Raw genomic sequence first — 12,667 nt, forward strand, 5'->3', positions numbered from 1 at the left:
CAATGCTTAAAATGGATGTGGACTAGTAAAGGACAGGGTTTTACCGCTGTACGGGTGGATAATACTAAGCTCAGTTGCATGCAAACATAATCGCGGTCGAGCGTTCACAATCGCCTCATCGCCATAAAAATCATCCCCTAAAATTGGATGACCCAAATGCAACATATGCACCCGTAACTGATGAGTGCGGCCTGTTTCAAGGGTTAACTCAACTAAACTGCTATCAGGTCGTTGCTCTAATACCTTATAATGGCTAATTGCCGATTTACCTAGCGGACTTACTTTTTGATACGGGGGATTTTCTTTATCTGCCATTAAAAGAGCTAAAATAGTGCCATTAGGCTCTGCTAAATGTCCTGCAACTTCAGCAATATAAACCTTTTTATTTTGTCGGTCTTGAAACTGAGTTTTAAGATGAGATTCCGCTTTTTTAGAGCGAGCAAACACCATAATGCCTGAAGTGGCACAATCGAGCCGATGAACTAATAAGGTTTCGGGATACGCTTGTTGAAGCCGTGTTAAAGCGCAATCAAAAGTATGTGCAGCACGTCCAGGATTTGATAGTAATCCCGATTGCTTATCAATCACGATGATATCTTTATCTACATGGACAATATTAAGCCAAGGCTCTATGGGTGGGTGATACTCAAAAATTTGCATAAACGCTCCTATTACGGCGCATTTTAACAAACCTTGCTGTTTTTTGGCAGTAACAGGACGTAATTAACCTGAAATTGAGAGCAATTAAAGAGCCTAAAAATAGGCTCTTGTAGTAACGGGCTAATTTAGTTATTTAATCCGTAAACGCTCTGCTAAACGATAAATGGCAGGCAAGACTAATAACGTCAGCAAGGTTGAGCTCACAATACCGCCAATAACGACTGTTGCTAAAGGGCGCTGAATTTCTGCGCCGGTCCCAATATTAAAGGCCATCGGAATAAACCCTAAGCTTGCAACTAAAGCCGTCATCAGCACAGGTCGCAAACGTGACATCGCCCCCGACATGATTGCTTCATCTAAGGATTGCCCCTGATATTGCAATTGACGAATAAAGCTCACCATCACAATGCCATTGAGTACCGCAATACCACATAATGCGATAAAACCAACCGCTGCAGAAATAGAAATTGGCATATCACGAAGTAACAATGCAAACACGCCACCACATAACGCAAAAGGCACACCACTAAACACCACTAAAGTATCACGCCAATTATTTAATGCGCTGTAAAGCATGAGCAAAATTAATAATAACGTCAGTGGAACGACCAGAGTTAAGCGCGCCGTAGCCGATTGCAGTTGCTTAAACGTGCCACCATAATCAAGCCAATAACCGGGTGGTAACGAAACTGCGGCCATTTTTTGTTGAATGTCACTTATTACAGATCCTAAATCTCGTCCACTGACATTGGCCGTGATCACGACATTGCGTTTGCCACTTTCCCTATTAATCTGATTAGGCCCAATTTGCTCAGTCAAACTCGCCACCTCAGCCAAAGGCAAAAATTGTAATTCTGCATGCCCTTCTTGTGCCAGTGCGATTGGAATACGGCCCAGAGCTTCTATATTGCTTCTTTGATTTTCAGGTAATCTTACAACTAAATTAAATCGCTTATCTCCCTCAAATATAACGCCAACCTGTTGACCACCTACGGCATTTTGTAAAACCTGCTGCATAGTCGCCACATCCATTCCAGCCAGCGCCAGATGCTCAGCTTTAGGCGTGATTGAAATAACAGGTAAACCAGCGGCCTGCTCCATCGCAACATCTTTTGTACCAGCAACACTCTCTAATACCTTTGTCAGCTGCTTACCAACTTGCTGTAATGTTTCTAAGTCATCACCATACACTCGTACCGCAATATCACTTCTCACCCCCGCTATTAGTTCGTTAAACCGCATTTCAATTGGCTGAGTAAACTCATAATTATTACCCGGCAGAGGGGTTACTTTTTCACGGATCTGGTTCACCAACTGCTCGCGGGTAAGAGTAGGGTCTGGCCATTGCGCTCTTGGTTTTAAAATAATAAAGGTATCAGCAACATTTGGCGGCATGGGGTCGGTTGCAACCTCAGGCGTGCCAATTTTTGAAAACACCCGCAATACTTGAGGAAGGGTTATAATTTCTTGCTCAATCAATTGCTGCATTGCAACAGATTGGCTCAAGCTGGTGCCCACAATTCGCATGGCATGCATTGCCACATCACCTTCATCAAGCTTAGGTAAAAATTCAGAGCCCATTTGTTTTGCTTGCCAAAACGCACTTATCAGTACTACTAAAGCAAGTATCATCACCACCAAAGGTAAGCGTAATGCCGTACTTAATAAAGGCCGGTACATGCTACGTAGCAAAACCATCAGTTTATTTTCATGCTCGCTGATAGGCCCCTTAACAAACAAAGCAATAGCTGCAGGTACAAACGTCATTGCAAGGACAAGCGCACCAAAAAGTGCTGCAATAACGGTAAATGCCATTGGTTGAAACATTTTTCCTTCAACACCATCCAGTGCAAAAATTGGCACATAGACCAGCATAATAATCCCCACACCAAATAGCGCAGGTGTCATTACCGCTTTAGTGGCAGCAAACACAATTGCAAGGCGCTCTCCTAAATCTAATAATCGACCTCGTTGCTGCTGAGCGATCCCCAGTTGGCGCAAACAGTTTTCAACCACAATTACCGAACCATCCACAATCAAGCCAAAATCAATTGCACCTAAACTCATTAAGTTACCACTCATATTATTTGCTGCCATGCCTGTAAGGGCAAACAGCATACTGAGCGGGATCACTAATGCCGTGATTATTGCTGCGCGTATATTGCCTAAAAACAACAACAGAACAATCACCACCAGCAACGCACCTTCAAACAAATTGGTGCGAACCGTGGCAATCGTTTTATCCACCAAGGTGGTACGATTGTAATTAACCTGCGCCAGCACTCCGGTTGGCAATCGACTGTTAATCGCGGTTAATTGCTTAGCAACATCAATTGCGACCGTACGACTGTTCTCACCTAACAACATCATGACTGTACCAAGTACCACCTCTTGACCATTTTGTGTCGCGGCACCGGTGCGTAACTGCTTAGCAATAATGACATCGGCCACATCTTTAATACGAATGAGTGCACTGTCTTTTGATGCGATCACTAGGTTTTCGATGTCTTGAATATCACCCAATTGGCCAACTGAACGGATTAACCATTGCTCACCATTTTGCTCAATAAACCCAGCACCAACATTGTTATTGTTACGCTCAAGCACCTTTGCCAACTGCTCAAAGGTCAATTTCATCGCCAATAATTTAAACGGATCGGGGATAACCTGATATTCACGCACAAAACCACCTATGGTATTGATTTCAGTGACACCTACCACTTTTAACAATTGCGGTTTGATCACCCAATCTTGTAAGGTTCTTAAATCTTCAGCGTTATAGAAGCTGCCATCGGGTTTTTGTGCATTTGGCAATGCGGTGACTGAATACGAAAATATTTCACCCAAGCCTGACACTATCGGGCCCATTTGTGGCTCAATGCCCACAGGAAGCTCGGCTCGTGCCAGCTGTAAACGCTCAGAGACTAATTGCCGCGCCCAATAAATATCGGTTCCTTCTTTAAAAATCACCGTCACTTGCGATAAACCAAAGCGCGATAAAGAACGGGTATAAGCCAATTGTGGTAAACCAGCCATAGCCGTTTCAATGGCATAAGTGATACGTTGTTCGGTTTCAAGTGGCGAGAAACCATCACTCACCGTATTAATTTGCACTTGCACATTCGTAATATCGGGCACTGCATCTACGGGTAATTTTGTCGCTTGCCAAAGTGCAAACAGACCAAGCAGCAAGGTCAAAAACATAACTCGCCACGGCTTTGCTAAAGAGGCTTTTAAGAGCGTATCTATCATGGTTTTCTCCTAGTGTGCATGATTAGCGCTGGCCTTCATCAGGTCTGCTTTTAAAACAAAACTATTGTCACTGGCATAACGCTCCCCCGCCACAAGACCCGAGATAATCTCAACATAGGTATCATCGGCCTGACCTAATTGCACAGGCTTGACAATAAAGGCATTATCTTGGCGCACAAAGACCACTAATTGATTTTCAAATTGCTGTAATGCTGTTTTGGCGACTACAACCTTTACTTGACGATTTGATACCGTGACATCGGCTTTAACATGGGCACCTGGGCGCCAAAAACCCATGTTATTGGGTAATACCGCTTGAGCTTGCGCGATATGCTGCGTATTCATCCGAGCTGAGAGATAGCTGATTTGTGTAAGTGTGGCATTGTGGTCGTGTAAATCGCGCACTTGCACCGTTTGACCTAAGGCTAATTGCTCTAAATCAGCACTAAAAGCAGACATTTGTAGCCTAACGGTCGATAAATCGGTAATTTCGAACAAGGGTTGTTCGGTGATGCGCTCTCCTAAGCGCACATATTTGTGGCTAATTTCACCGCTTGCAGGTGCAACAACATCGTAACTATTTAAACTGGCAGTATTATGAATAGTTGCCAGCACTTGGCCTTTAACCACCAAGTCTCCAACTTTCACTTTAAGAGATTCAACTAAACCACTATAAGGTGCACTCACTAAAAATTGCTGTTCGGGAATAGCGGTAATTTCACCAAAAAGTTGCAAGGTGTGCTTAATGGTTTCTGGAGCTGCATGCTTTATGCCTATCCCCGCTTTTTGTACAATCTCATCGCTCATGACAATCCGTTCATCATGATCATCCAAAGACTCATCTGTGTGCTGCGAGTCTTGATTGTCAAAAGTCTCATGCTGGTGAGAGTCTTGATTGTCAAAAGTCTCATGCTGGTGAGAGTCTTTAGAGGCAAAGTTAATAATGTTACTGCCCTCTGCATTGCCCACAACAAACGTCAACACCATTAAAAACAACATGATACTGTTAAAAAATAAGCGCGCTTTTATCCATAATGATTTCATAGTCCAGCTCCCAAAGAGTCAAAAATAGAAAACGGCATGAATAAGAAATCACTGCTGATGGTGTTTAAAACTACCAATAAATCAGATGAAAATGCCTTAGCCTGTAAGGTAAAAACTGACCAATTGTGGCTAAAAACGGTGGCCAAACACATGTCTGCAGGCAGCATTAGGCCGGCAAATGAAAATGTCATAGTCATAACTATGCTCCAATAAAATTAATTTAAAGAGTAATTTAAGGTTTTGTTTAAATTGAATTTTATTTAAGCGTTTGGCGGTGGTACGGGTGGGCTATAGCTAATAGGCAACCATGAAAAAGCATTGCTGATAATGGCGGTATCTAAAATTGGTGAAGCCGCAAAATGATAAAGATTGGTAACGTAACAGGTAACATGAGCGTGAGGAGAATGATGTTCATCGTCACTTTCATCCTCATGGGGATAGTCTAGGGCATGGCCTTGATGATGTTCAGCATGCGCAACAATGTCATGACCTGTATTAGCATCTAACATCGACAAAGAGTGATTTTCAGCAGGCAAATGCATAACCGTACTCTCACACGCAAAAGCAGCATGTGTCAGCATCACTATGGTTAATAACAGAAGTCTGATAAAAAATTTAGGCATAGGTGTCTCAAATTAAGAACCAACATCATAATATACTAAGCAGGCATTACTCAATCTAAAATCACTGTCATGACTGATTTACTCTTTTGTTAAGGAAAAATATCAAGAACTTTGAATACGTATTAACTCAATGCAGAAATAGCGGCTTTAAGGTTAGCTAAATCAAAAGGCTTATGAATATGATAATTTGCACCACATTGATATGCACGATGAATCTCACTTTGGGCAGTATTGGCGGTCACAACAATAATAGGGGTCGACAGCTTTAGCGTATTTCGAATTTCAGTTGTAGTTTCAAACCCATCTAATATCGGCATATTTAAATCCATAAAAATAACATCAAATGATGTGTGATTAAGCACATCAAGTGCTGCTTGACCATTGGCTACAATCTGGCTTTCAATCGCTAACTTTTGTAGTGATTGCGATAAAACCAAGGCATTAAGTGGATTATCTTCAACGATTAAACAAGACGTAATAACTATAGGTAATACTGCTCGCGTCACTAATGTCATTGGCACCGCAAGCTGCAATTGAGCGCCATGCAGGCTGTTGGCTACTAAAGTTATGGTTGCTGACATTGCAGCTAACATATACTGCACTCGTTCGAGTCCTGTTTGCATTCCTTGGAAATGAGTGTTGTAGTTTTTTTGATCCGCCTCAATTAGATAAGGAAAACCATCAACAAAACCATCACCTGTATCACTAATCAGTACACTGAGCACACTATCATTTGATACTTGCCACTTTGCAGTGAAAGTAATCGCGCCAGTTGAGGTAAATTTGACCGCGTTAGTCAAAAGCTCGATGGCTATCTGAGCCAAAGCGTGATGGTCACAATAAACCGACACATCTAGCTCAGAGGCTATTGATTCATGCCATGCTAAGTGCAACTCTTCACATTGGGCTTTAAAAGGCGCAATCGCTGTAGTGAGCGTAGCCTTTAAATTACTCACTTTAGGGTCTAGCTGCCATTGCCCTCTTTGTAAGGTTTGAAGCTTGGTTAAATCATCAACCAAAGAGATTATTTTTAAGGTGCTTTTTTTTGCTTGCTGCAAAGCACTATTATTAGAGTCTTTAGCCAGTGATTCATCGATAGCTGCCATAACAACTTGTAATGGCGTACGGAATTCATGACTCGCTCTGGCAATAAAACGCTCTTTTAATTGATAACTTTGCTTTAGCTGGCTTTTTTGGAGCTCAACTTTTTCAATTGATTCAATCACTAGCTTTTCCATAGGTTGAAAAATAAATTTCAATTCAATTAAAAGCAAAAGTAACGTGATAGACCAAAATACAACTTCAATACGTGAAATTAAATTTACTTTATCTACCGCAGCACGCTCAAAGAGCGCTACAGCTTGATTTAACTGTTGCAGCAAAAGCGAAAGTTGAACTAGATCCAACATGTCTGTTTGAGCAAGAGATGTATTGCTGCGTGCTAAAATCGTTTCAACTTCTTGACTAAAAAGAGCCACTTTTTCATCAAGTAAAACAGGTGGTTTAAAGTATATACTAATCAATTGTGGGTTTAAGTAGTGATAATGACCCGCATTATTTTTAGCGGTAAGAAAGTGATGATTTTCAACAAATGTGGTTAAAGAATCACGTAATCGTTGTTGTTGTGATGCGATATCAATCAGATTGGCTGGATTATTTAAGCTATTGATTAAGATATTTGCTTCGAGCGCAATTTTTTGCGAAAGCATTCGTTGCTTACCAGCAATATTAATGATTTTGCTATCGGTTTTTTGAATTGATAATAAATATTGTATCAATACACCAGAACAACTGACGAGTATAGCAATCGCAATCAGCGCCCACCGATACCTCATTCTAATAGCATAAATAATGTTAAACATAGACATCCCATTCTTTCGTCAAATAAGTTTAGCCCAAAAATAAAAAGTGAATATTAAACAAACACTTATTTCTCGTATCGCAACAAAATGATCAGCCAGAAACTAATGCAAAGCCAAAAAAACCGCATTTAAGCCAACTAAATACCGCTAACAAATAAACTCAAAAATAAAAATTCTCACCACTGAGCTATAAAATGATTAAAAATCAATAACAAATCCCTTACACTTACCAGCACAAAGAGCAATTACGCTTAACGTTTTGTAACTTAAAAAGGTGAGATGATGTACCAAGGAAGCTGTTTATGCGGGTCAATTACATTAACAATTACAGGCACAATTTCAGATATTATTCATTGTCATTGCTCTTTATGTCGAAAATCGACTGGCTCTGCTTTTGCGACAAATGGCTTTGTGCAAACCAATGATTTAGTGATCACCAAAGGTCAAGACATGCTGCAATCTTTTGAGTTGCGCCCTGGTAAAAAGCGCCATTTTTGCCGCCAATGTGCTTCCCCCATTTTTAGCGATAATGCAGCCGAACCAACACGAGTTCGCTTACGTTTAGGCATTTTAGATTCTGCAATTACTGAAAAACCGATTTCACATAACTTTGTCAGTTCCAAAGCAAACTGGGACAGCCTAGATTGCACATTACCTCACTACGATGGTCACGAGCCATCACGCTCAGTGGCTAAATAACCTAAACTATAGGCTGCAACTCACTCCTCATTGTTGGGGGGATTCAATTAACTCAATTTAAAACGCGCCACCGAACTTGTTAACGTATTAGCCAATTGGCTTGTTGACTGAGCGTGTTTGCTGTTGAGTTCTGCAACTTGCAAGTTCTCGTTAGTTTGATCACAAAGCAGGCTTAAATTCTGACTAATATCGGCAGCCACTTTACTTTGTTCATCTGTGGCTTCAGCGGTTTGTGAAGCGGTTGTTGCAAGTCGATGCGACGCGGCACTAATTTTATCTAATGCATTAAGGGTTTGCTTCGAAAGCTCAACACTTGTTTGAGTCGCTTCATTGCCTTTAGCAATTGAACTCACCGCTTCTTCAACTCCCTGCTGCAGCGTTTCAATCATCGTTTGAATACTTTGTGTTGATTGCTGGGTTTTACTTGCAAGGCTTCTAACCTCATCAGCGACGACCGCAAAACCACGGCCTTGCTCACCAGCTCGAGCCGCTTCTATTGCGGCATTTAGCGCTAAAAGATTTGTTTGTTCAGCAATCCCCCGAATCACATCAAGTACGGATGAAATGTCTTTAGAGTTTTCGGATAGTTTTGAAATTACGGATGCAGCCTGATTTACTGTTTGCGATAAACCTGCAATTTCAGTCACTGCGGTGCGGGTAATCTCACTTCCTTCACTTGTCAGCTGGTTCACTTGAGAGAGCTCGTCTGAAGTTTGCTGAGCATTTTGCGCCACACCAGCAATTGCATCACTCAATTCATTGACGGCAAAGACAATTGTCTCAACCGATTTTAGTTGCCCGCAGCTGGTTTTTTGAATTTGTTGTGCTCCGAGTGTAACTTCGCCAATACCTTGCACCACTTGATTTGATTGCCCGACGATGGATTGAATGAGTGAGGCAAGCCCCTCAATTAACTGATCAAATTCATGGGCTAAATCGCCAATTTCATCTTTTCGTTTTGAGTTAATCCGTTTCGTTAAATCCCCATCACCATTATTTAACCCTCTAATTTTATGAGATAAATCCTCAAGCGCATCAGCCATGGTTTTTGGAGCAATAATCCCAGCTAAAAAGGTCATAAGTACCACTAAGGCACTAATTACCGTTACCCAGATTAATCCCTTATCAACTGATGCTGTGATTTGCAGGCTTGTTGTTGCACTGATTTCATCTGCAGTTTCACCCGCTTCATTATAAAAACTCCGTAACTGCTTAAAACTGCTACTAGACGCCCCGATGCTCTGACTGGTTGCTAAAGCCAAATCTTGGTTATTAAGAGCATCAAATACTTTTTGCGATTCGGTTTTCCATTGTAAAAATGCGCCCTCAAACTGGGCAATCTTTTGTTGAGCTTGCGGATATTGCGCCATGAAGTTTTTATAGCTGTGCATCCGATCGTAGGCTTGCTGAACATTTTCTTGATAATCTTGATAGTATTTAGCTGAGTTAGCATTGCCATATTTAAGCAGCGCTTTGAGCTCAGCTTCTTTTGCTTGATATAAATCTCTATCGGCATTAAGTACTGCAGAAATTGCAGGATTAAAAGTTTGACCTAACAGCGACAGCCCTGTTTGCGTTTTTGCTACTAATAAATAATTCATTGTTAGCAGCACAACAAAGAAAATCGCAATACTACAAAAAGCTGCGGTGTATTTAATGCGTATTTTATTGATATCCATATTTTTCCTCACGGCAAACACAGGTTGGTTACCTTGAAGTAAACTATAGCCAGCAACACTTATTAAGCAAAAATAACACCGCTGGAATATGAATTAAAACGCTCATTTCAAGACCTTGTGAGATCACGCTTTAAATCTAAAATATTAAAACTCAGTTAAAAAGGTTTTATCACTGTAAAAACGCAGAGCAAAACAATCACTGTCTTTATTAATCACCATCGATTTATCGGCCCGTATCCCACTGCCAGCATAACTACCTGCTGCGGTAAAGGTACAGACTTGCGTGAAATAACCGTCAATATTGGGCAATGCAAATAACTGCTGGTAAATCATATCTTGACTGGCAAAGCTCCCTTGGGTCGCTTCCACTACGGTATCGTTGTGGTCAATAAGCTCTATATTGGCGCCACAACGTCCGACTATCGGTTTTTTAACATAACCAGTGGCTTGGAGCTCTGGCGTAAGTTCAAACGCACTATTAAGTAATAGTGGATGATTTGGAAACAACGACCACAATACTGGTAAAATCGCTTTGTTACTTGGAATTAATGACCATAAAGGTTCAAAGACCATGATGTTTTCACGCAATAGTACGTCAGATAAACGTAGAGGTTGATTGCGCTGCCAATCAGGTTCATAAACACCTGTATTGAGCGTCTCTTCATCGCATTCACTGCGAATTTGATCGAGCGCCGTTTCCCATGACCATGTTTTCCATACCCACTGCACCTGCTCACCTTCGGCATCAATCACTGCACCTTGCTCACTCCACTGCAACCCCGTTAAACCGATAATTATTTTACTGTCGATACCGGCGTTTTTCAGAGCATCTTGCATAAAGAGCGCATGATAGGCTTCCTCAGCTTCATCATCGCGTAAAATATGTACCACCCCTTTGGCATGACTTTTTTTCCAGGCGCGAGCTACGTCTTTGAATAAATCTTTGCCGGCATCATGACCTTCGTTAATACCATAATGACGAGCCCATTTGCCCTGTACCTTGCCAGACTCCATATAACACGAAGCTGAATCACAGTTATATTCATAAACTTTAAGGCCGTTTTTAGTCATCGCAAAATCAAAGCGACTGGTGATCAATTGATTAAGGCGGTTATCCCACGACTGGCGTATTTTAGGCAATACCGAGTTAGGCAAATTAAACTTTTCAAGCAATTCAGGATGTTCAAGTACATAATCGGTGGCGTGCATAAACATGTTATGCAGCTCATTAGTCGCATATTCTAATGCTGTTTCTGCCGACTGTGAGGCAATAAAATAACGAGTTTGCTCACCAATAACCGAAGTGAGGTAGTGACCACCCATTGCATCAACAAAGGCCGCTTCATCTTCATTGGCAATATTTAACCATGACTTTTTGGCATCGGTTATCTCGTTAGCATGGTTACTATGCAACTGGAATAAAGCGGTATTTTTTTCGTTATGAGGTTCGGCATATTCGTTATCATCGGTTTGGATCATCCAGCCTAGAATTTGTGCGTCCCCGTAAGAGCAGGTGATCCAATATTCCCCCTCCTTTGTCACTTTAGCTTTAAGTTGACGTGCGTAATTGGCACCTTCAGACCACAGAGCATGACCCACATTTTGCTCCGCAATACGCACAAATTGCTCGGTCACTTCGGTAACAATTGCTACATGCCCTGTTTCTTCAAACTCACCCCCTTCTTTCCAAATTAACAAACACCCCACTTCAGGATGGCGTTTATTACCATTAACAAAAGCATTGAAGGGTAATAATTGGTTTTCTTTGACATCTCGGACCGTGCGTAAATCAAAAATATCGTACGCCATCGCAACATCATCAAAAATATAACCATGATTGATGTACATATAACGCCTTGCAAATTCGACACATTGCCATTTGTAACCCATGTAAATGCCATCATAATGACTACGAAACGCACTACGCTTGGGGTATTGCAGCTTTGAGGCAGTTTCATAATCGCTAGAATAAGCGGCAACACAACCTGGGGCATAGCCTAATAACGTACCAAATGCTGTAGAAGCTGAGTCTAAGTGTGCCAAAGGACTATCCAAAAATATGAGTCAAGTTAAGCCAAAGAATAACACCCATACTCACTTTGGCTAGCCTGTGGCTAAAATATATTTTGGCCTTAATTAATTGATTGATTTAAATATTATTAGTCTGGTTTTGCTGATACTGATTGCATATCACCCGATACTTGTTGTGGGTATTTCGCCATTTCAATGACATATAAATCTTGTACATTTTGCAGCTCAGTATCAATATCCCCTTGAATAAAAATCGCAGGTAAAATCACAAACTGTTTGCTGCGATAATCCAATATCATTGGCACAACAGGCACTTGGGCCGCTTTGGCTATGTGTAAAAAACCACTTTTCCATTTTGGACTATATTTTCGAGTTCCTTCTGGCGCAATGCCTAAAATCAGCGCATCTTGCTGGCTAAATCGAGCACTTATTTGCTCAACCATTCCATGAGCTGCACTGCGCTCTACTGGGATCCCCCCCATACGCCTTAGCAACCAACCAAGCGGTCCTACAAAAATAGAATGTTTACCTAAAAATTGAATTTTAATACCTAGCTTTAATTTAACACCAATGGCAATAACAAAATCCCAATTAGACGTATGTGGCGCGACAGCGGCAACAAATTTACTGCAATCAGGAAACGCCCCCACCACAGTCCAGCCTGTTAGCTTTAAAATTAAAGTACCGATCAATCTTCCAAGTAGACTATTGGTCCGAGGGATCGATTTAGGAATTGTACTCATGTTGAATTCTCATTTTTTTGGCACCATAACATATCCAGCCAAACAAAAAAAAGTAGTTGGATTAATTGAAATTA

General features: G+C 41.3%; 10 protein-coding genes. 1 reads left to right on the forward strand and 9 read right to left on the reverse strand.

Annotated features, from left to right (window positions below; all coding sequences use genetic code 11):
• Window positions 1-6 precede the first annotated feature (6 nt).
• From PTUN_RS13515 to PTUN_RS13540, 6 genes are all read right to left on the reverse strand, one after another.
• Window positions 7-660, reverse strand: coding sequence for an RluA family pseudouridine synthase (locus tag PTUN_RS13515; RefSeq protein ID WP_009837485.1), 654 nt, complete (start codon window positions 658-660; stop codon window positions 7-9).
• Between the two features lie 129 nt (window positions 661-789).
• A complete protein-coding gene (locus PTUN_RS13520; protein WP_009837486.1) occupies window positions 790-3,912 on the reverse strand; it encodes an efflux RND transporter permease subunit in 3,123 nt (1,040 codons plus the stop codon).
• A gap of 9 nt (window positions 3,913-3,921) precedes the next feature.
• On the reverse strand, window positions 3,922-4,956 hold the full coding sequence (locus tag PTUN_RS13525; RefSeq protein ID WP_009837487.1) for an efflux RND transporter periplasmic adaptor subunit: 1,035 nt from the start codon (window positions 4,954-4,956) through the stop codon (window positions 3,922-3,924).
• Window positions 4,953-5,153: a hypothetical protein gene (locus PTUN_RS13530; protein ID WP_040643659.1), complete on the reverse strand. Its 201-nt coding sequence runs from the start codon at window positions 5,151-5,153 to the stop codon at window positions 4,953-4,955. The genes PTUN_RS13525 and PTUN_RS13530 overlap by 4 nt, the downstream gene beginning before the upstream one ends.
• A gap of 63 nt (window positions 5,154-5,216) precedes the next feature.
• A complete protein-coding gene (locus PTUN_RS13535; protein WP_009837489.1) occupies window positions 5,217-5,579 on the reverse strand; it encodes a hypothetical protein in 363 nt (120 codons plus the stop codon).
• Window positions 5,580-5,701: 122 nt separating this feature from the next.
• Window positions 5,702-7,441 carry a response regulator gene (locus tag PTUN_RS13540; RefSeq protein ID WP_009837490.1) on the reverse strand — a complete coding sequence of 580 codons (1,740 nt, stop codon included), beginning with the start codon at window positions 7,439-7,441 and terminating at the stop codon, window positions 5,702-5,704.
• 282 nt (window positions 7,442-7,723) lie between these two features.
• Here PTUN_RS13540 and PTUN_RS13545 point away from each other — a divergent pair, with 282 nt between their 5' ends.
• Complete coding sequence (locus PTUN_RS13545; RefSeq protein WP_009837491.1) at window positions 7,724-8,140, forward strand: GFA family protein; 417 nt, start codon at window positions 7,724-7,726, stop codon at window positions 8,138-8,140.
• A gap of 47 nt (window positions 8,141-8,187) precedes the next feature.
• On the opposite strand, the gene PTUN_RS13550 is transcribed toward PTUN_RS13545, so the two are convergent.
• The 3 genes from PTUN_RS13550 to PTUN_RS13560 form a co-directional block, all read right to left on the reverse strand.
• On the reverse strand, window positions 8,188-9,819 hold the full coding sequence (locus tag PTUN_RS13550) for a methyl-accepting chemotaxis protein (RefSeq protein WP_009837492.1): 1,632 nt from the start codon (window positions 9,817-9,819) through the stop codon (window positions 8,188-8,190).
• 144 nt (window positions 9,820-9,963) lie between these two features.
• A complete protein-coding gene (gene gss, locus PTUN_RS13555; protein WP_040643661.1) occupies window positions 9,964-11,862 on the reverse strand; it encodes a bifunctional glutathionylspermidine amidase/synthase in 1,899 nt (632 codons plus the stop codon).
• 116 nt (window positions 11,863-11,978) lie between these two features.
• Window positions 11,979-12,593, reverse strand: a complete 615-nt coding sequence (locus PTUN_RS13560; protein ID WP_040643662.1) for a lysophospholipid acyltransferase family protein — start codon at window positions 12,591-12,593, stop codon at window positions 11,979-11,981.
• Window positions 12,594-12,667: the final 74 nt, after the last annotated feature.

The organism is Pseudoalteromonas tunicata, from assembly GCF_002310815.1.
Taxonomy (GTDB): Bacteria; Pseudomonadota; Gammaproteobacteria; order Enterobacterales; family Alteromonadaceae; genus Pseudoalteromonas; species Pseudoalteromonas tunicata.